Below are 18,018 nucleotides of genomic sequence, written 5' to 3'. Positions count from 1 at the left end.
GATGGTTGTTAAATTTATGTTTTGTTTTTGTTGTTTAATTGAAGCGTGAGAGGGGCGGAACGTGAAGGGACGATTGGGACAACGGCAGGTACTTTTCGCGAGAGATCACAGAGTGTGATTTCCCTCACCCTAACCCTCTCCCAGAGGGAGAGGGGACGGTTACTCTCTCTCCATCTGGGAGAGGGCAGGGGTGAGGGGAACAGGCGACACCGGTACTTTCTGCGCCCGGTACGCGCTGGGTGAGCACCCCGTCAGTCGGTTAAAAAAACGGGCGAAATAGGCCGGATCTTTAAAACCCAGCTGCCAGGCAATTTCGCTCACTGTGCTGTCGGAAAACAGCAGCAGGCGTCTGGCTTCCCGCAGCTGGCGGTCGAAGATCAGCCGTTTCGGCGAGCGGTTGGCGAAGCGGCGACAGATATCGGTCAGGCGGGATTCGGTGAGATGCAGTTCGCTGGCGTATTCCGGCACCGTCCAGTGCTCGTGGTAATGAGCATCTGTCAGCTGGTTAAAGCGCTGAAACAGCTTCAGCTCACCGCGCATGCCGCCTGACGCGTGGTCGTCGAGCTTCGCGTTGCGCAGCAGCAGGGTAAAAACGGCCTGCGCCAGCAGGACCAGCGTATGCTCGCGACCGGGCAGCTGTTCCGTGGATTCCCGGGCAATCAGCTGCCAGTAGTGCTTCAGCGCCGCCAGCTCATCAGGCTTGTCGGCAAGCGACAGGCAGATCCCCGGCAGGCCGAACGCTTCCCGCGTGCCCGGGTAGAGCACTTCTAACAGCGGCCAGATGAGATCCTCGCGCACCGTCAGCACGTGGCCGTCGCTGTCGGATTCGGTGATAAACGCGTGCGGCACCGACGGTGGCGTCAGCACGAACAGCGGCGCCTGCACCGAGTAACGGTGGTCGTCGAGCTGGAGCTCAATCTGCCCGGTGTCGAGAAAATGCATCTGAAAATACTGGTCGTGGCGGTGCGCCTGCATGTCGCGGCCAAAAAAGGCCGCCATGCGGGCGAACGACTGGTAGTGCACATCGTCGGTGCCCAGACTTTCGTCGTACTCCTTGCTGATATCGATGTTGGTGATGGGGCTCTGACACATAGCGGCTCCTCAGTGGATCTTTTGCGCCGCGATGTCCGGCTCACGCTCAAGGCTTTCCCGGCGCGTCATCGGAATGCGCGTCAGCACCAGCGCGCCCACCACCAGCAGACCTGCCACGAACCACAGTCCCGAGCTGAAGCTGCCGGTCGCGTCGCGCAAAATACCTATCAGCAATGGGCTGACGGCAGACCCGACGTTGCCGATGGCGTTGATCACCGCCAGCGCCACCGCGCGGGATTGCAGGCTAATAACCTGATCCGGCGTGGTCCAGAATATCGCCATGGCGGTAAACGATCCGGTTGAGGCCATGATGATGCCAAGCAGCTGGATCAGACTGTGATCGGTCGCCGAGGCCAGCATCCATCCCGCCGCTGCAAAAAGATACGGCAGGATAGTGTGCTTTTTTCGCTCTTTCAGCCTGTCGGAGCGGCGGCTCCACCAGATCATCCCGAGGATGGTGCAAAACTGCGGGATCGCCGCCAGCAGGCCAATCACGATATTGCTGCTGCCGGTGTTGAAGCTTTGCAGGATCTGCGGCGTCCAGATGTTGATCGCGCTCAGCGTATTCGTCAGGCAGAAGTAGGCCAGCGTGTAGAGCAGCACGGCGGGCGTCAGCACCTCGCGCAGCGTCGATCGCGGCGTGGCGGCATGCGCAATGGCCAGCTCCTGCTCCCGGGCGATCATCGTTTTGAGTGCCTGCTTTTCGTCATCATCCAGCCAGGTGGCCTGATCCGGGGTGTCGTTAAGGTAGAACCAGGTCACCACGCCGAGCACCACCGACGGCAGCCCCTCCAGCAGGAACAGCCACTGCCAGCCCTTAAGGTTCCACAGTCCGTCCATCGCCAGAATGTACCCGGAGAGGATCGAACCGAGCATCATGGTCACCGGCATGGCGATCATAAACAACGCGTTGGCGCGGGCGCGGTGATACGCCGGGAACCACCAGGTGAGATAGACCAGAATGCCCGGCAGGAAACCGGCTTCGGCAATGCCCACCAGCATGCGCAGGACGTAGAGCGTTTCGGGGCTGGTGGCGAACATGGTGCAGGTAGAGGCGATGCCCCACACCACCATGATCCCGGCGATCCAGCGGCGGGCGCCGATCTTCGCCAGCATGATGTTGCTGGGGATCCCGCACAGCACGTAGGTCACGTAAAACAGCGTCGCGGCCAGGCCAAACATGGTCGACGTGAGGCCCAGATCTTTGCCCATCGTCAGCCCGGCAAAGCCGATGTTGATGCGATCGAGAAACGAGAAGACAAACAGGATAAAAAGAAACACGATCAAACGACGGAACAGCTTATTAATAACGCGATGTTCAACAGCTTTATTGTGCAGGGTTGAGGTCGTCATGTTGCGCTCCACATCGTACGTTTAGTAGACGGATTTATTGTTATCAACTGCTGTGGTGACATCGGTAAAGCGGGCCGCCAGCGCTTCGGCGCTGCGGGCGAGCAGGGTGGTATCCACGCCGACCGCGACAAACAGCGCGCCGAGTTCAAGATAACGTTTTGCCAGTTGCTCGTTCGCCATCAGGATGCCGGGCGCTTTGCCCGCGCTGAGGATTTGGGCGATCGCCTGCTCTATGGCGGCCTGCACCTCCGGGTGCTGCGGATTACCGGCGAAGCCCATGTCGGCGCTCAGATCCGCAGGGCCGATAAACACGCCGTCCACCCCTTCCACGTCCAGGATCTGCGGCAGGTTTTTCAGCGCCTCGCGAGTTTCGATTTGCACCAGCACGCACATGGCGTCGTTAGCCTGATGCAGATACTCCGGGATGCGGTTCCAGCGCGACGCCCGCGCCAGCGCGCTGCCGACGCCGCGAATGCCGGCAGGCGGGTAGCGGGTGGCGCTGACAGCCAGACGGGCTTCGTCGGCGTTTTGCACCATCGGCACCAGCAGGGTTTGCGCCCCCACGTCCAGCAGCTGCTTGATCTGCACCGGATCGTTCCACGACGGGCGCACCACCGGCTGGCTGGGATAAGGGGCGATGGCCTGGAGCTGAGTCAGGATGGTTTGCACGCTGTTCGGCGCGTGCTCTCCGTCGATCAGCAGCCAGTCAAAACCGGCCCCGGCCAGTAGCTCAGCGCTGTAGCTGCTGGTCAGCCCCAGCCATAACCCGATTTGCGGACGGCCCGCCTTCAGCGCCGCTTTGAATGCGTTTTGCATGGTCATCTCCTTACACAAAGCGGCAGCTGATGGAGCCCATGTTGCCGTAGTCGACGTGGAAGGTGTCGCCTCTGCTGGCGGCAACCGGGCGGGTAAACGAGCCGCCGAGGATGATTTGCCCTGGCTCAAGCTGCACGTCGTATGGCGCGAGTTTGTTCGCCAGCCACGCCACGCCGTTCGCCGGGTGGTTAAGCACGCCTGCGGCGACCCCGGTCTCTTCGATCACGCCGTTGCGGTAAAGCAGGGCGGAGATCCAGCGCAGATCCAGCTCGTCGGGTTTAATCGGGCGGCCGCCGAGGATCACGCCCGCGTTGGCGGCGTTATCGGAGATGGTGTCGAACACCTTGCGCGGGCGCTGGGTTTCCGGGTCAACGTTATGGCAGCGGGCGTCGATCAGCTCCAGGGCGGGGATGACGTAATCCGTGGCGTTGTAGACGTCGAAGATCGTGCAGTTCGGGCCGCGCAGCGGTTTTGCCAGCACGAAGGCCAGCTCCACTTCGATGCGCGGGACGATAAAGCGATCCACGGGGATGTCGCTGCCGTCGTGGAAGAACATATCGTCCAGCAGCGCACCGTAGTCCGGCTCGCTGATCTGCGAGCTGGCCTGCATCGCTTTGGAGGTAAGGCCGATCTTGTGGCCTTTCAGCACGCGGCCTTCGGCAATTTTCAGGCTCACCCATTCGCGCTGGACGGCGTAGGCGTCTTCAATGGTGATCTCCGGGTACTCCAGCGAGATCGCGCGGATCTGCTCCCGGGATTGTTCCGCCTGATGCAGACGGTGGGCGATCAGGGTATGGGTGTGTTTGTCGAGCATGGCGATATCCTGTTTTTATTTGTTTTCTCCCTCTCCCTGTGGGAGAGGGGACAGACCGTGCGGTGTTATTTAAACAACGCGTGCACGTTGTTTTGCTTGTAATTAAGCGTCGGGTGCAGCTCGTCCAGCTCGAACGAGAGCGCCAGATATCGGCCCGCCATTAGCTCTGCGAAGTGCGTTTTGATCAGCGCAAACAGCATTTCACCGACCTCTTCCCGGCTTTCCAGGCTGCGCCCCGCGCCGATCTTCAGCGTCATATGCACAAAGGCGTAATCGTGCTTACCGTCGGCCATCTGCCAGGTATCCAGCCAGTGGGCGCGGCTGCGGATGCCCCCGAGCGGGAAGATCCCCGTGGCGGCGAGCGCCTCGTTCACTTTGGCGAACAGACCCGGCAGGTCGGCCTGCTCGCGGATGTTGTTGGTACATTCAGCAATAAAGTGCGGCATAACGACTCCTTAGGCGGGCAGCGGGAAAACGGCGTTGACCTGGCCGGTGCCGGAGCTGGCGAACAGCTCGGTGAGAAACTCCACCTTACCGTCGTATTTGTCCCAGCCGAGCATCCCCAGCAGCATCACCGTGTCGTGCATGTTGCCCTCGCCGTAGCAGTAGTCGGCGTACTCCGGCAGCATGCTGCAAAACTCCTTGAACTGCCCCTCGCGCCACAGCTTCACCACGCGCTCGTCCATCTGGCGATCAAACTCGCGGGTGTAGCTGTTCATCCCTTCCTCCGCGCGCTGGTCGTCGATAAAGCGGTGCGACAGCGAGCCGCTGGCGAGCACCGCCACGGTGCCGTCGTATTTTTCGATGGCGCTGATGATGGCCTCGCCCAGCCTGCGGCTGTCGGCGAAGTCGTGAACCGTGCAGAACGCCGAGATGGAGACCACTTTGAAGTGCTTATCCGCGTTCATGTAGCGCATCGGCACCAGCGTGCCGTACTCCAGCTTGAGGCTCGGGATGTTGTGCGCCTTGGCGCGAACGCCAAGCTTCACCGCTTCGTCGGCAATCAGCTGGCCGAGTTCCGGGTTGCCGTCGTAGTCGTAGGTCATGTCGCGAATAAAATGCGGCAGCTCGTTGCTGGTGTAGACGCCTGAGAAATGGTCCGCGCAGTTGATGTGATACGCGCTGTTCACCAGCCAGTGGGTGTCGAAGACGATAATGGTATCCACGCCCAGCTCGCGGCAGCGCTTGCTGATCTCTTTATGCCCGTCGATGGCGCCCTGGCGGCAGCCGTGGTTTTTGCCCGGCAGTTCAGAGAGATACATTGACGGCACGTGGGTGATTTTTGCCGCTAACGCTAATTTTCCCATGATCAGATCCCCCACTTTGGAATCGGATGGTCGCCCATGGAGATGCACACGTTCTTCATCTCCGCGAAGACCTCGAAGCTGTACTCGCCGCCTTCGCGCCCGGTGCCGGAGGCCTTCACGCCGCCAAACGGCTGGCGCAGGTCGCGCACGTTCTGGGTGTTGACGAACACCATGCCCGCTTCGATGTTGCGCGCCAGACGCAGCACTTTGCTGACGTCCTGGGTCCAGATGTACGACGCCAGGCCATACTCCACGTCGTTCGCCAGGCGCAGGCCTTCCGCTTCGTCCTTAAACGGCAGCAGGCAGGCCACCGGCCCGAAGATCTCTTCCTGCGCCACGCGCATGCGGTTATCGACATCCGCCAGCACGGTCGGGCGCAGGAAGTTGCCGCCTTCCAGGTGCGCAGGCAGATCGGTCGGTTTGTCCGGGCCGCCCGCCAGCAGGGTTGCCCCCTCTTCAATGCCGAGGCGGATATAGCCGGAGACTTTTTCCCAGTGCTGCTGGCTGATGAGCGCGCCAATCTGGGTGTTCGGATCGGTCGGGTCGCCCACGCGCAGGCGGTTGGCGCGCTCGGCAAAGCGTTTGACGAACTCCGGGTAGATGCTCTGCTGGATGAAGATGCGCGAGCCGGCGGTGCAGCGTTCGCCGTTGATGGAGAAAATGGTGAACAGGGCGGCGTCCAGCGCGCGCTCGATGTCCGCGTCTTCAAAAATCAGCACCGGAGATTTGCCGCCCAGCTCCATAGAATACTTCTTCAGCCCGGCGTTTTTCATGATGTTACGCCCGGTGGCGGTGCCGCCGGTGAAGGAGACGGCGCGCACGTCATGATGACGCACCAGCGCGTCGCCCGCCGTGGCGCCATAGCCCTGCACCACGTTGAGCACGCCCGCCGGAATGCCCGCTTCGAGGGCCAGCTCGCCCAGACGGTCGGCGGTCAGCGGGGAGAGTTCAGACATCTTCAGCACCGCGGTGTTACCCAGCGCGAGACAGGGCGCGACCTTCCAGGTGGCGGTCATAAACGGCACGTTCCACGGCGACACCAGCGCGCAGACACCCACCGGCTGCACCAGGGTGTAGTTGAGCATCTTGTCGTCGACCGGGTAGGTTTTGCCGTTCATCTGCTGGCACACCTCGGCGAAGAACTCGAAGTTGTGCGAGGCGCGCGGAATGAGCACGTTTTTGGTCTGGTGGATCGGCAGGCCGGTGTCGGCGGTCTCCATCGCGGCAATGTCCGGCACGTTCTGGTCAATCAGATCCCCCAGGCGACGCATCAGGCGCGCACGCTCCTTCATCGGCAGGTTGGCCCATTTCGGGAACGCCTCTTTGGCGGCGGCAACGGCCTGATGGATTTCGGCTTCGCCCCCGGAGGCTACTTCAGCCAGCACCTCGCCGGAGGCCGGGTTAGTGGTTTGGAAGTACTCACTTCCGGCGACGTTTTTCCCGTTGATCCAGTGGTTAATCTTTTTCATTTTGCAGTCTCCTCACTGACAATTCGGTTTACCAGACGGCCTACGCCCTCCACTTCCACCACCACTTCATCGCCCGGTACCACGTCGGACAGCCCCTTCGGCGTGCCGGTGGCAATCATGTCGCCCGGTTGCAGGGTCATGAAATCGCTCAGATACGCAATCAGGAATGGGATGCTGAAAATGAGATCGGCGGTGGTGCCTTCCTGACGCAGTTCACCGTTAACGTAGGTGCGAAGACGAAGGTTGTGCGGGTCAGGGATGGCTTCTTTTGGTACCACGTTCGGGCTGATGGGGGTCAGCCCGTCGCGGCTTTTCACCCGCAGGTTTGGGCGATAGTAGTTTTCGAGATAATCGCGGATGGCGTAGTCGTTGCACACCGTGTAGCCCGCAACATAGTCCATCGCCTCGGCTTCGCTGACCTTACGCGCGGTTTTACCGATGACCACCACCAGCTCGGCTTCGTAATGCATATATTCAATGTTGTTTGGGCGCACCGAGGTCTGGTTGTCGTCATTAAAGGTGTTCGGCGCTTTGATAAACACCAGCGGCTCGGTAGGCGGTTTGAAGTCCAGCTCGCTGGCGTGATCGGCGTAGTTCAGCCCGAGTGCGAACAGCGTGGCGTGCGGCGGCGTGCGCGAAGCAATGGTAACGTCGCGTTCCACTACCACCGGGTTTTCCAGCGGCGGAAATCCCTCTGCCAGAATGCGTACCCGATCGCCCGGGCGAATTTCGACACGGCTTTGTGGGGTACCGAGCAATATCGCATCGCCGGGGTTCAGGGTGGCAAATTCGCTCAGCGCGCTCAGCAGTTCGGCGGCGTTGCGGTGCAGATCGGCCGTGTTCCAGTGGTCCGCTTCGCGACCGTTGATCTCGGTGATGATGGTCAGGTTGTCCACGTTATCAACGGCGACAGGTTCGCCGAGCGGGCAAAATCCATCCCGACATTTGGCCTTGATCGCCGGACGGTAGAAGCTCTCTTCCGGCAGGCTGATTTCGTTGGCCAGCGCGTAGCCAGCGATGTACGCCGCCGCCTCTTCAACGCGGACTTTGCTGGCGGTTTTGCCCACCACCAGCGCCACCGTTGCGCCGCTTAACACGGTTTCTCCCTGTGGGAAGGGAATCGGCTCGCCTGCGCGAATAACGGTGTTATGTGGCTTGATAAACCACACCGCCGTTTTTGGCGGCGCGTTATAGGGGGCTTTTTCAAACGCCTCAGCCCAGGCTGCACGCTGGCTTTGGTGGTTTAGCGCTACGGCAAAAACAGTACCTTTCATTCCCATACTCCTCAAACCGGCTGTCCGGTTTTGATTTCATTAATATGTTAATGATCTGGTTTTATGCTTTTGCTGTTCGTTTCGCAATCAGAAGTGAATAATTTGTGATATGAATAACAATAAATTTACATAAATGAGTTAATTATCTTTTAATTCAATGGATTAAAAAAATGGCGTTGTTTCTGTTAGACTTTTTGGGTTACAACGTGCTGTCTATAAAAGCATCTGTTTTAAATTGTTTACTTGTTAATGATGTAAGGGGAAGGTGATGCATGACTCATTAACCATCGCGCTGTTGCAGGCGCGTGAAGCGGCGATGGGCTACTTCCGCCCGATAGTGAAGCGGCATAATCTGACCGAGCAGCAGTGGCGTATCGTCCGCGTGCTGGCCGAGCATCCCTCCATGGATTTTCACGATCTGGCGTTCCGCACCTGCATTTTGCGCCCAAGCCTGACCGGCATTCTGACGCGGATGGAGCGCGACGGCCTGGTGCTGCGCTTAAAGCCGGTGAATGACCAGCGCAAGCTGTACGTATCGCTGACGAAAGAAGGCAACGCGCTGTACCAGCGTGCTCAGGCTCAGGTGGAAGAGGCGTACCAGCAGATTGAGGCGGAATATACCCCGGAGAAGATGACGCAGCTCACGGCGCTGCTGGAAGAATTTATTGAACTTGGAAACCGACATATTGCCGCGCGGGACGAAGAGTAAAAACCCTAAATTCCAGGATGATTTTCGTAAAGTTTTCCCTTTCCAGGCCGAAAATTCTGTATCTGTCTGAGGAAAGAGAAAACATGTTAAATCGTATCAAGATTGTCACCAGCTTACTGCTGGTTTTAGCGATATTTGGCCTTTTACAACTCACATCCGGTGGTCTTTTCTTCAATGCCCTGAAGCATGACAAAGAGAATTTCACCATCCTGCAAACCATTCGCCAGCAACAATCCACCCTGAACGGTAGCTGGGTGGCGCTGCTGCAAACCCGTAACACTCTGAACCGCGCGGGTATCCGCTATATGATGGATCAGAACAATATCGGTAGCGGCTCAACCGTCGCCGAGCTGATGCAGATTGCCTCTGCGTCTCTGAAACAGGCGGAAAAAAACTGGGCGGATTACGAAGCGCTGCCGCGCGACCCGCGTCAGAGCGACGCTGCGGCACTGGAAATCAAACGTAATTACGATATCTACCACGGCGCGCTGGCCGAGCTGATCCAGCTGCTGGGGGCGGGCAAGATCAATGAGTTCTTCGACCAGCCGACCCAGAGCTATCAGGATGGCTTTGAGAAGCAGTACGTCACCTATCTGCAACAGAACGACGCGCTGTATCAGACCGCGGTTGAAGACAGCAACAGTTCTTACCGCCAGGCTATCTGGGTGCTGATTAGCGTGCTGGCTGCGGTGCTGGTGGTGATTGTTGCCGTCTGGCTGGGTATTCGTCAGGCGCTGATTTCGCCGCTGAACCGTCTGATTGACAGCATTCGTCATATCGCCAGCGGCGACCTGGTGAAGCGCATCGACGTGGAAGGCTCCAACGAGATGGGGGAACTGGCTGACTCCCTGCGCCACATGCAGGGCGAGCTGGTGCGTACCGTGGGTGACGTGCGTAACGGCGCAAACGCCATTTACAGCGGTGCGAGCGAAATCTCGATGGGTAATAACGATCTCTCATCCCGTACCGAACAGCAGGCTGCCTCTCTGGAAGAGACCGCCGCCAGCATGGAACAGCTGACTGCCACCGTGAAGCAGAACGCCGAGAACGCCCGTCAGGCGAGCAACCTGGCCCTGAGCGCGTCTGAAACCGCGCAGAAAGGCGGCAAGGTGGTGGATAACGTGGTACAGACCATGCGCGATATCGCCGGCAGTTCGCAGAAAATCGCCGATATCATCAGCGTGATCGACGGGATTGCCTTCCAGACCAATATTCTGGCGCTGAACGCGGCGGTAGAAGCGGCGCGTGCGGGCGAGCAGGGCCGCGGCTTTGCGGTGGTTGCAGGTGAAGTCCGAAACCTGGCGCAGCGCAGCGCCCAGGCGGCCCGTGAGATCAAGAGTCTGATTGAAGACTCCGTGGGGCGCGTGGAAATTGGTTCAACGCTGGTGGAAAGCGCGGGTGAAACCATGGGTGAGATCGTGAATGCGGTAACGCGCGTGACGGACATCATGGGCGAAATCGCGTCTGCGTCTGACGAGCAGAGCCGCGGTATCGACCAGGTTGGGCTGGCGGTGGCTGAGATGGATCGCGTGACCCAGCAGAACGCCTCGCTGGTGGAAGAGTCTGCGGCGGCGGCCGCGGCACTGGAAGAGCAGGCGAGCCGTCTGACGCAGGCTGTTGCGGTGTTCCGTATTCAGCAGGAACAGATGAAGGCGCGCGAGTTCGCCTCCGCGAAAAGCGTTGCCGCTCCGGTAGTGGCGCGTAAACCGGCGACCGCAGATGCGGGCGATAACTGGGAAACGTTCTGACGCTGTGCGTTTTGCCGGGTGGCGGCTGCGCCTTACCCGGCCTGCGGAATTGGGTTTTGTAAGCCCGGTAAGCGCAACGCCACCGGGCGATCTTACAGAGGCAGGCGCATGGCGCAGCGGGAACCATACGCTAAACCGTGCGCCGTCTCTTCCTCGCGTTTCTGGCGCAGTTCCGGCGTCAGCGTCGTCATCATTTCAAACCCTAATCGCCTGTAGAAGGGCGCATTCCACGGGACATCACGAAACGTCGTTAACGTCAGCGAGTTCAGCCCCAGACTGCGGGCATGCGCGGCGGCACGGGCGATTAACTGGCGTCCGAGACCTCGTCCCTGCCAGTCCAGGTGAACCGACAGTTCCACAATAAACAGCGACGATGGATGAGCTTCGGCGAGAATAAAGCCCACAGGCCTGTCGTCAGCCAGCGCCAGCCAGCTTAATCCGCGTCCGGCGTAACCGAGGTGATCTTCAACACAAATAACCTCATTGTCTGCCAGCCAGGCCAGCTCAGGAACGTCGCGAAACCGCTGCCCCGCCGCACGTTCGATGGCGGGCAGGGCAGCGACGTCGTCGATGCGCGTCGGGCGAAGGGTGAACGCCGTCATCAGCCAGCGCTGCTCACAATTTTAATCTCCACCATGCCGATCCCCAGCTTGCGCGGAGCGTGACCGAGAATATTCCCTTCGTTAGTGGACTGCGGATCGGGCGGCACAATGACCAGCGTATTGCTGCGCGTTGGGTTATCGAAGTGCAGCGTGCTGGTGGTGACATCATTGCTCAGCGTCAGCGTCTGTTCTTTATCGCCGACGCGCACCGGTATAGGACGGTTTGCGTTGGGACCAAATGCCCTGGCGGTGATCACCAGATCGAATTTCTCCGGCAGCGGATGGGTATATTCAATTTTCACCTCATCGCCTAACTGGGCGTTAGACCAGCGCCCCCATGATTCCGGCCGCGAAATACCGCTGAACTGCTTCACCTCTTCCGGCGCGCCGGCAACATTAAAGATGAAGCTGTCTGCTTTATAACGAATGTCGTTGTCGACGATTTTCAGCAGGTCAACGTTGCGCTGATAGCGTGCGGTATCAATAACCGTATCTTTAAACGCGGTTCTTCCCTGCCACTGCGGTTTGTCAACGTGTTGCACGGTCTGCTCGCCGCCGAGTTGCCCCTGAGAGACGCACCAGTCGGTGGACAGCGACAGCTGTTGCGACCAGAGCTGGCCCATTTTGTAGCATTTGTCGACCCAGACGAAATTATCGCGCGGGGCGAATTCCGCCAGCTGGAAGCGCAGTGGCGCGGAGTATTCGCTTTCCGGCAGCGGCTCGACGCGGTTATCCGACACGCGCAGCAGCAGTGGCAGGCGGAAATGGCTGCCGGAGAACGCGATCATTTTTTTATCCTGATCGATGGTGAAGTCTTTTATCTCTTTCGGGAAGTTCCACAGACGAATGATATCCGGCTTCCAGGCGAGGATTTTTTCCTTCATGTTGAGGAAGATTTCCGACAGGGACTGGCCCGACAGCGTACTGCGGCCCAGTCCAATGAAGTTATCGCCACCCAGAATATCCAGCACGGTAGCGCCGTTATCCATCGAGTTACGTTTAGCGGCAATGATCTCCTGCTGCGGTTTATCGCCGCGCAGCACAAAGAACAGGTTGCTGCGATCCAGCTTATTCAGCTCATCCCAGGCGCTGTTTTTCATCGCCAGATGGTCAGATGAGACGACGATGACCGTATTTTTGAAATACGGCGACGCTTTGATTTTCTCGATTAACGCCGCGATATGCTCCTGGCTACAGGTCACGGCGCTGAACGACTTGTTGTTTTTACCGTCAATGTCGTAGCCCTGACGTTTACAGGTGCGTGAGACAAAACCATCCGGATGATGCGTGTCGACGGTCAACGCAAACAGCGAGAAGCGTTTACCGGCGCGGGAAAGCTCCTCGAATTTCTTCCAGGTTTCATCCAGAACGGTATCGTCGTAAAAGCCCCAGTCGTTGCGGTAGGCCGGATCGGCCACCGTGGTTTTCAGCTCTTCGGAACCATACAAGTGATCGAAACCGTGGGATTTCAGGAACACATCTTTCCCGGCAAAGCGCAGGTTAGCGCCCTGCATAAAGTAGTTTTCATAGCCCGAGTTTTTCAGGATATCGCCGAGGCAAATGTTCTGCGGGAAGAAGCTCGACATCGAGGCGGAGGCGTTGCCTTCAAACGGAGCGAACAGCGGAATGCCGCACTGGGAGGCCACCATCCCGGCGATGGTGTAATCCGTGCCAGGGAGCTGCATGGTGTGGCTGAAGTCGAGGCCCTGGTTTTTCAGCGCGCCAAGCTCTGGCGTCAGGTTCGGGAAAGCATCGTTATCAAAATAGGTGCGCTCCAGACTTTCGCCGTAGATATAGACCAGGTTGAGTCTGGGATTGTCGATCTTCTTCGAGGGTTCTTTGTAATAGGCCGCAAAGTCCGGGTCGCCATCGCGCGACTGGGATTTTACCAGCTCGGTAATTTGATGGAATGCGGGGCTGGCATCCACGGAGGCCAGCGCCAGGCACAGCGCCAGCAGGCTGTAGCCATGATGATGCGGACGGTGACGGCGACGGCGCAGAACCCAGGCCAGCGCGGCGAAGATGCCCACCAGGGCGACCACCAGCCCCAGACCCGGAAGGATATACTTACCTACACCAGCGCCGGTCAGGCTGTTGGTCAACGTGTAGAGCACCGCGTCGTTAATACCGTCGCCGGTAAAATAATCGCTGGCATATAACGTAATGTTTAAAACAATAAAAATGCCGAGCACCACCAGGGTGGCCACAAACCACCAGGTGTGACGACCAGCTTTCCAGGCATAAACGCCGATGGAAGCCAGGAAAAGGACAAGGGACATTAACTCTGACAACAGCAGATCCTCATCATGCCGGACGCTTAGCCGGCTAATTGCTTATTTTTTGGGTAATACAATGTAATTGCGATGTCGCTTAGCTGCAATTTTAGTGTCACGAAAGTGTGCTGTTGTTAGGATTTGGTTTATAAAATCGGATTTTTGAATACAGTCGCATCGTGGTATACGGAGGCTGAGGTGGTGGCAGGGGATAAAAAAACGCCCTTCACGCCGCGGTGTAAGACTAACGTAATAAACCCGGCGTGTTGTGGCAGAAAATGGGAGACGATCAGGAGAGGAAATTAACGCCTTGTTTCAGCACCAGATCGCAGGCTTTCGTTTTCACCTGTTTCGCCAGAGATGAATTTCCAAGGGTGCTGAGGTTCAGCTGCTGGCCATTTTGCGCGTTCAGCAGGCCCTGAATACCGTCCATATAGTTGGTGTCCGCTTTCTGCTCCTGGGTGTCCAGACCCAGTTTACCCAGCACCTGGTTTTTGATGTTTTCGGTATCGGTGACGGAAGCCAGTTTCTGCTTCGCGCAGTATTCCAGAATGCCCGCCGCATTGTTCATCGTTCCGGCGCTCAGGCTTTGGGAGCTGTTACTCAGCAGGCCGGTGAGGGACGAGGCTGACAGCCCGCCCTGGGAAGAGCCGCTCTCTTTGGTTAACTCACTTGCTGCGCTGGAGAGCGACTCCTGCCATGATGCGGCCTGCGCTGCGCCAGTCACCAGCAGGGTGCCAGTAAGGATGCTGATAAGAAACTGTTTTTCATAATGATTTACTCAACAAGGTCCGTTTTGGGCCAGAAGTGGGTTCAGTATATACCTCTGCTCTTCCGGCGCTCCCTGGAAATATCTTAATACTCTTTGCCGGTGACGCGGCTGCGGTAGCTGTCCCAGTCGAAGATGACGTACAGGCTGTTACCCAGCTTCATGCGATCCATCACCCGCTCGCCAAGAAGTCGGGTCATCTCGTCGATATTGTGGTTCGTCAGCATACCTGTTGGGCGTTTTGACGACGAACGGCGATCGACAATCTGGTTGATGATCACTTTTTCGTAGCGGGACTCCGTCTGGACGCCGATCTCGTCGATGACCAGCAAATCCACATTACTTAAATCATTCAGCAGCTGTTCTTCGCTGGTTTCGCGGTTGCTGAAGGTGTCCTTCATGGCGGACATAATATCGGCCACGGTGATAATCAGCACTGACTTCCCGCGCAGCAGCAGCTCGTTGCAGATAGCGGCCGCAAGGTGATTTTTCCCCGTGCCGGGTTTTCCGCTAAAGATGAAGCTGGCAATGTTGCCGTCAAATTCATCCACATACTGGCGCGCCTGGTTGAGGGCGTTCATCTGCCCCTGCGACTCGACCTTATAATTCTCGAAGGAGCAGTTCTGGTGCAGAGGGCGAATGCCAGAGCGGTTAAAGGTGCGCTGCATTTTCATCGCGCGGTTTTCGCGGGCGAGGGCAGCCGCGCGAATTTTACCCTGCTCTTTTTGCCACGCCAGCAGCTCTTCACCGGTGGTGAAGGCGGGCTTCACGTTGGCGGGCATCATCTTCTGCAAACGTTTCATCAGGTCGCCGACGTTTTTCATTTCGCACCTCGGAATCCATCAGGGATTTTTTTGTCCGGTTCTGAAAAGGCATTGATATCACGTTTTGGCTGGCCATTGTTGCTGGCGCGGTTGATTTGCAGACTGCGCGCGAACTTTTGCTGCCACTGAACATGGTGGAAGACTTTTCCTTCAGCCTGCCAGTAAGCGGTAAAGGCCGCCAGCTCTTCTGGCGTCGCGGGCTGCGCGAGGGCTATTCCCCATAAGGCCGCCTGCCGCTGAAAATCGGCGTCCGGCTGCCAACCGGCGTACATGGGAAATTTCCCCATTGGAACGGCCACCGGAGCGCTGGCGGGTTCGTCAAAAAACTGATTATCCAGCATGACATCGCTCGCCGGGCGCGACAGCTTCGCTTCAATTTCCAGAAGCTGCGCCAGACGTTCCGGCGTGACCGCATAAAACGCCGGGGCGTTGTCGGCAAATACCGCGAGCGTGCCGCCTTCGGCGTGCGTCAACACACCGCGAGGATCGCGCATAAAGGCATCAATGCCAGCAATGCTGGTGGTCAGGATTCTGGAGGACATAACACTTTCTCAACTGATTACTACGGGCGTGATTGAGGGTTATGGTAGCACAGAGAGAGGAGAGGAAAGGAGAGGATTTCCCCGGCGGCGTTACGCTTACCGGGGCTAAAATCACAGGAGCTGATTACGCGATGATGTTCAGCGTCACGTCGATATTGCCGCGCGTCGCGTTAGAGTACGGACAGACAATATGCGCCGCATCCACCAGTTTTTTGGCTTCCGCTGCGTCCATCCCTTCAACGTGGATGTTCAGCTTCGCTTCGATACCAAAACCGGTTGGCAGCGGGCCAATCCCCACTTCGCCTTCAATAAAGGCATCTTTTGGCAGAGCGAATTTGTCGCGTGCCGCAACGAACTTCATTGCGCCCAGGAAGCAGGCGGAGTAGCCCGCAGCGAACAGCTGTTCAGGGTTGGTTACTTCACCCCCCATGCCACCCATCTCTTTGGGGACACCCAGTTTGACATCCAGAACGCCATCGGAAGACGTTGCGCGGCCATCACGGCCTCCGGTTGCTTTGGCTTTGGCAGTGTAAACAACTTTTTCTAAAGACATGGCAGGTTCCTCATCTTACGTTTATATGCACTATTAAATAGCGCGCGATGTATTAAGTTAAAATCAGGCGCGTAAAGTATAGCCTTACGCGCGATGAAGCTGTTGGCGCAAAAGTTCGAGCTGGTGCTTGAGCGCCAGCATGGTGTCGGTATCACACTGCGCTGCACAGCCCACGGCGTGGGGTATCGTCACGGCCTGCTGTTGCAGCGCCCGACCCGCGTCGCTCAGGGTGACGGCGACCTGACGCTCATCCTGACGGGAACGCTGGCGGAAGATTAATCCTGCACTTTCCAGGCGTTTCAGCAGGGGCGTCAGCGTGGCGGAATCCAGGAACAGCCGCTCGCCAATGTCTGATACCGTAATATCATCCTGCTCCCACAGCACCAGCATCACCAGGTATTGCGGGTAGGTCAGGTTAAGCGGCGCCAGCAGTTGCCGGTAGAGCTTGTTAAGCGCCAGATTTGCCGAATAGAGGGCAAAACAGAGCTGGTTATCCAGCAGAAGCGCGTTAGTGGTGTCGTTCATTTTTGCATCCATGAAATGAATATAGATAGTGCGCGATACAATTGCAAGCTATTTTATTATACGCGTGGACGTTTGCGGTAAAGCCATAAGCCGGGGATCGACAGGCCGATGGAGAGCGCGCCCACAATCGACGAGGCTTTAAGGAAGTTGCTCAGAAGCAGGATCATCTGCGGTTCGCTGTAGCCAAAGTGGCTGATTTTGACGGCGGAAATCATCGCCGTATAGGCTGAAATACCCGGGAACATAGGAATGACTGCCGCCACGGTGAACACCTTCGGATGCGCCAGATACCAGCGGGACCACTGAATACCGATGCTGCCGACCAGCATGGAGGCGATAAACGTCGACCATTCGATATTAAAGCCCGCGGTCATCATGATCATACGTGACCCGTGGCCAATGGCACCCAGCAGCGCACACCAGGGTAATGCACGTTGCGGGACGTTAAACACCATCGCAAAGCCAACGGCGGGAAGGGCTGCCAGGAGCATGTCCTGCGCCAGTGCGAGCAGAAAATCGATCACGCCCATCCGCGTAACCCCCAGAGTGTCATGGCCATTACCACCCCGATACAGGTCGCCAGCGTCAGCAGGCTGGCTATCGCCCAGCGTGCCAGACCGGTGTTGATGTGGCCTTTGAACATATCAGCGACGGCATTGATTAAGGGAAAACCCGGCACCAGCAGCAATACGCTGGCGGCCATCGCAACAGTAGGCGTGTTGGCGAAGTAAGGCTGGCGCAAAAGCAGGCCGGATACGGTTGTCGCCACAAATGCCGTGATGCAGAAGTTAATTTGCGGATGCAGTTGCCTGTGCGTCAACAACTGGCGGACATACATCGCGATGCTGCTGGCAAAGAAGGTCACGACTGCGCCGTCCCATCCGCCCGCGTTGAGCTTGCAGAAGCAGGCGCAGGAGAGTCCCACCATCAGCACAACCAGCCAGCGTGGATACCGGAGAGGTTTGATCTGGTTGAAGCGTTTCTCTATTTCCCGCAGATCGAGCAGCCTGTGTTCAGCAAGGATCACAATGTGCTGCACTTCCGTCACGACGTGCATGTTAATGCCGCGGTCATGATTTTTACGAGTGGAGGTGAGGCACTGTCCGTCTTTAATGGTGGTCAGTACAATGGCATTTGACGAGATGGAGCTCTCAACGCTGTCCATCCCCAGCGCCAGACCAAGGCGTGTGGAAAGTTCTTCGACGAGGGCGCTTTCTGCCCCGTGTTGTAAAAGAAAAAGTCCGCACTGAATACATAGCCGCGTGGTAGCACGTTGCGTAGACCGATCTGCCTGCATGAAACGCCCTGAAGAGAAGAGAGATTGCTTACTTTTAACACAAAGGGCAGG

Annotated in this window: 19 protein-coding genes; 2 read left to right on the top strand and 17 right to left on the bottom strand. The window is 57.9% G+C overall.

Going from position 1 to position 18,018, the window contains the following annotated elements:
• Window positions 1-159 precede the first annotated feature (159 nt).
• From hpaA to hpaG, 8 genes are all read right to left on the bottom strand, one after another.
• Complete coding sequence (gene hpaA, locus AM329_RS14205; protein WP_022650348.1) at window positions 160-1,092, bottom strand: 4-hydroxyphenylacetate catabolism regulatory protein HpaA; 933 nt, start codon at window positions 1,090-1,092, stop codon at window positions 160-162.
• Window positions 1,093-1,101: 9 nt separating this feature from the next.
• Window positions 1,102-2,445, bottom strand: coding sequence for a 4-hydroxyphenylacetate permease (hpaX, locus tag AM329_RS14200; protein WP_003856603.1), 1,344 nt, complete (start codon window positions 2,443-2,445; stop codon window positions 1,102-1,104).
• Window positions 2,446-2,466: 21 nt separating this feature from the next.
• Window positions 2,467-3,261, bottom strand: a complete 795-nt coding sequence (hpaI, locus tag AM329_RS14195) for a 4-hydroxy-2-oxoheptanedioate aldolase (protein ID WP_022650349.1) — start codon at window positions 3,259-3,261, stop codon at window positions 2,467-2,469.
• A gap of 10 nt (window positions 3,262-3,271) precedes the next feature.
• Window positions 3,272-4,075, bottom strand: a complete 804-nt coding sequence (gene hpaH / locus AM329_RS14190; RefSeq protein WP_015572593.1) for a 2-oxo-hept-4-ene-1,7-dioate hydratase — start codon at window positions 4,073-4,075, stop codon at window positions 3,272-3,274.
• 65 nt (window positions 4,076-4,140) lie between these two features.
• Window positions 4,141-4,521: a 5-carboxymethyl-2-hydroxymuconate Delta-isomerase gene (locus tag AM329_RS14185; RefSeq protein ID WP_003856599.1), complete on the bottom strand. Its 381-nt coding sequence runs from the start codon at window positions 4,519-4,521 to the stop codon at window positions 4,141-4,143.
• Window positions 4,522-4,530: 9 nt separating this feature from the next.
• Window positions 4,531-5,382: a 3,4-dihydroxyphenylacetate 2,3-dioxygenase gene (gene hpaD / locus AM329_RS14180; RefSeq protein ID WP_003856598.1), complete on the bottom strand. Its 852-nt coding sequence runs from the start codon at window positions 5,380-5,382 to the stop codon at window positions 4,531-4,533.
• A 2-nt stretch (window positions 5,383-5,384) separates the two neighbouring features.
• Complete coding sequence (gene hpaE, locus AM329_RS14175; RefSeq protein WP_023315340.1) at window positions 5,385-6,851, bottom strand: 5-carboxymethyl-2-hydroxymuconate semialdehyde dehydrogenase; 1,467 nt, start codon at window positions 6,849-6,851, stop codon at window positions 5,385-5,387.
• Entirely contained in the window at window positions 6,848-8,125 is a 1,278-nt protein-coding gene (hpaG, locus tag AM329_RS14170; protein WP_023315341.1) for a 4-hydroxyphenylacetate degradation bifunctional isomerase/decarboxylase, read from the bottom strand. The genes hpaE and hpaG overlap by 4 nt, the downstream gene beginning before the upstream one ends.
• A gap of 268 nt (window positions 8,126-8,393) precedes the next feature.
• On the opposite strand from hpaG, the gene hpaR reads away from it, so the two are divergent.
• Entirely contained in the window at window positions 8,394-8,834 is a 441-nt protein-coding gene (hpaR, locus tag AM329_RS14165; protein ID WP_003856591.1) for a homoprotocatechuate degradation operon regulator HpaR, read from the top strand.
• A gap of 83 nt (window positions 8,835-8,917) precedes the next feature.
• Window positions 8,918-10,582, top strand: coding sequence for a methyl-accepting chemotaxis protein (gene tsr / locus AM329_RS14160; RefSeq protein ID WP_003856589.1), 1,665 nt, complete (start codon window positions 8,918-8,920; stop codon window positions 10,580-10,582).
• A gap of 92 nt (window positions 10,583-10,674) precedes the next feature.
• Here the strand turns inward: tsr and AM329_RS14155 are convergent, their stop codons facing one another.
• The 9 genes from AM329_RS14155 to AM329_RS14115 all read right to left on the bottom strand — a co-directional run bounded on the left by AM329_RS14155 (window position 10,675) and on the right by AM329_RS14115 (window position 17,967).
• On the bottom strand, window positions 10,675-11,184 hold the full coding sequence (locus AM329_RS14155) for a GNAT family N-acetyltransferase (protein ID WP_032608453.1): 510 nt from the start codon (window positions 11,182-11,184) through the stop codon (window positions 10,675-10,677).
• Window positions 11,184-13,475, bottom strand: a complete 2,292-nt coding sequence (opgB, locus tag AM329_RS14150) for a phosphatidylglycerol--membrane-oligosaccharide glycerophosphotransferase (RefSeq protein WP_032608454.1) — start codon at window positions 13,473-13,475, stop codon at window positions 11,184-11,186. Before opgB ends, AM329_RS14155 begins: the two co-directional genes overlap by 1 nt.
• Window positions 13,476-13,746: 271 nt before the next feature.
• Window positions 13,747-14,211: a DUF2501 domain-containing protein gene (locus tag AM329_RS14145; RefSeq protein ID WP_032608455.1), complete on the bottom strand. Its 465-nt coding sequence runs from the start codon at window positions 14,209-14,211 to the stop codon at window positions 13,747-13,749.
• 101 nt (window positions 14,212-14,312) lie between these two features.
• The gene (gene dnaC / locus AM329_RS14140) at window positions 14,313-15,050 is read right to left on the bottom strand and encodes a DNA replication protein DnaC (RefSeq protein WP_003856580.1); all 738 of its coding nucleotides are present in this window, start codon (window positions 15,048-15,050) and stop codon (window positions 14,313-14,315) included.
• Window positions 15,047-15,592 carry a primosomal protein DnaT gene (gene dnaT / locus AM329_RS14135; protein ID WP_003856579.1) on the bottom strand — a complete coding sequence of 182 codons (546 nt, stop codon included), beginning with the start codon at window positions 15,590-15,592 and terminating at the stop codon, window positions 15,047-15,049. Before dnaT ends, dnaC begins: the two co-directional genes overlap by 4 nt.
• A 124-nt stretch (window positions 15,593-15,716) precedes the next feature.
• Window positions 15,717-16,145: an organic hydroperoxide resistance protein gene (locus AM329_RS14130; protein WP_003856578.1), complete on the bottom strand. Its 429-nt coding sequence runs from the start codon at window positions 16,143-16,145 to the stop codon at window positions 15,717-15,719.
• An 84-nt stretch (window positions 16,146-16,229) separates the two neighbouring features.
• Window positions 16,230-16,682, bottom strand: a complete 453-nt coding sequence (locus AM329_RS14125) for a MarR family winged helix-turn-helix transcriptional regulator (protein WP_032608457.1) — start codon at window positions 16,680-16,682, stop codon at window positions 16,230-16,232.
• Between the two features lie 44 nt (window positions 16,683-16,726).
• A complete protein-coding gene (locus AM329_RS14120; RefSeq protein WP_003856576.1) occupies window positions 16,727-17,200 on the bottom strand; it encodes a threonine/serine exporter in 474 nt (157 codons plus the stop codon).
• Window positions 17,191-17,967 carry a threonine/serine exporter ThrE family protein gene (locus tag AM329_RS14115; RefSeq protein WP_023315347.1) on the bottom strand — a complete coding sequence of 259 codons (777 nt, stop codon included), beginning with the start codon at window positions 17,965-17,967 and terminating at the stop codon, window positions 17,191-17,193. The genes AM329_RS14120 and AM329_RS14115 overlap by 10 nt, the downstream gene beginning before the upstream one ends.
• Window positions 17,968-18,018 lie beyond the last annotated feature (51 nt).

Origin of the sequence: Enterobacter cloacae complex sp. AR_0002 (assembly GCF_001922365.1) — a bacterium.
Lineage (GTDB): Bacteria > Pseudomonadota > Gammaproteobacteria > Enterobacterales > Enterobacteriaceae > Enterobacter > Enterobacter hormaechei_C.
The sequence above is the reverse complement of the archived record's forward strand: the minus strand, read 5'-3'. Positions and strand labels throughout refer to the sequence as shown.

What these genes read in the sequence shown, in the direction of transcription:
- hpaA (WP_022650348.1), bottom strand. Translation starts at nt 1,092, where the DNA reads ATGTGTCAGAGCCCCATCACCAACATCGATATCAGCAAGGAGTACGAC.
- hpaX (WP_003856603.1), bottom strand. Translation starts at nt 2,445, where the DNA reads ATGACGACCTCAACCCTGCACAATAAAGCTGTTGAACATCGCGTTATT.
- hpaI (WP_022650349.1), bottom strand. Translation starts at nt 3,261, where the DNA reads ATGCAAAACGCATTCAAAGCGGCGCTGAAGGCGGGCCGTCCGCAAATC.
- hpaH (WP_015572593.1), bottom strand. Translation starts at nt 4,075, where the DNA reads ATGCTCGACAAACACACCCATACCCTGATCGCCCACCGTCTGCATCAG.
- AM329_RS14185 (WP_003856599.1), bottom strand. Translation starts at nt 4,521, where the DNA reads ATGCCGCACTTTATTGCTGAATGTACCAACAACATCCGCGAGCAGGCC.
- hpaD (WP_003856598.1), bottom strand. Translation starts at nt 5,382, where the DNA reads ATGGGAAAATTAGCGTTAGCGGCAAAAATCACCCACGTGCCGTCAATG.
- hpaE (WP_023315340.1), bottom strand. Translation starts at nt 6,851, where the DNA reads ATGAAAAAGATTAACCACTGGATCAACGGGAAAAACGTCGCCGGAAGT.
- hpaG (WP_023315341.1), bottom strand. Translation starts at nt 8,125, where the DNA reads ATGAAAGGTACTGTTTTTGCCGTAGCGCTAAACCACCAAAGCCAGCGT.
- hpaR (WP_003856591.1), top strand. Translation starts at nt 8,394, where the DNA reads ATGCATGACTCATTAACCATCGCGCTGTTGCAGGCGCGTGAAGCGGCG.
- tsr (WP_003856589.1), top strand. Translation starts at nt 8,918, where the DNA reads ATGTTAAATCGTATCAAGATTGTCACCAGCTTACTGCTGGTTTTAGCG.
- AM329_RS14155 (WP_032608453.1), bottom strand. Translation starts at nt 11,184, where the DNA reads ATGACGGCGTTCACCCTTCGCCCGACGCGCATCGACGACGTCGCTGCC.
- dnaC (WP_003856580.1), bottom strand. Translation starts at nt 15,050, where the DNA reads ATGAAAAACGTCGGCGACCTGATGAAACGTTTGCAGAAGATGATGCCC.
- dnaT (WP_003856579.1), bottom strand. Translation starts at nt 15,592, where the DNA reads ATGTCCTCCAGAATCCTGACCACCAGCATTGCTGGCATTGATGCCTTT.
- AM329_RS14130 (WP_003856578.1), bottom strand. Translation starts at nt 16,145, where the DNA reads ATGTCTTTAGAAAAAGTTGTTTACACTGCCAAAGCCAAAGCAACCGGA.
- AM329_RS14125 (WP_032608457.1), bottom strand. Translation starts at nt 16,682, where the DNA reads ATGGATGCAAAAATGAACGACACCACTAACGCGCTTCTGCTGGATAAC.
- AM329_RS14120 (WP_003856576.1), bottom strand. Translation starts at nt 17,200, where the DNA reads ATGGGCGTGATCGATTTTCTGCTCGCACTGGCGCAGGACATGCTCCTG.
- AM329_RS14115 (WP_023315347.1), bottom strand. Translation starts at nt 17,967, where the DNA reads ATGCAGGCAGATCGGTCTACGCAACGTGCTACCACGCGGCTATGTATT.